This window comes from Novosphingobium sp. 11B, from assembly GCF_054589055.1.
The window spans coordinates 1-245 of sequence record NZ_BAAILP010000216.1; the positions used below are offsets into that span (position 1 = coordinate 1).

The 245-nt window shown below is 62.4% G+C and carries 1 protein-coding gene; it reads left to right on the forward strand.

Features of this window, described 5'->3' with window-relative positions; genetic code table 11:
* Nucleotides 1-21 precede the first annotated feature (21 nt).
* Nucleotides 22-245 (forward strand): ATP-binding protein (locus ACYPYD_RS19725; RefSeq protein WP_459663559.1); only part of this gene is annotated, 224 nt, incomplete at its 3' end.

Here is a 245-nt window from a genome sequence, read left to right on the forward strand (position 1 = left end):
ATGGCCAAGGCCTTCGCCGAGATGGAAAGCAACGATGACGCAGCCAGTCTCAGCCACGCAGAATGGCTGGCACTGCTGCTCGACCACGAGGCCACCTACCGAAATGACAGGCGCCTCGCTCTTCGCTTGCGACATGCCAAGCTGCGACACCGCGCCGTGCCCGAGGACGTTGATTACCGAACGCGCCGCAGTCTTGACCGCCGGCTCTTCGAGACGTTGCTCGCTGGCGAATGGATATCCAGGCA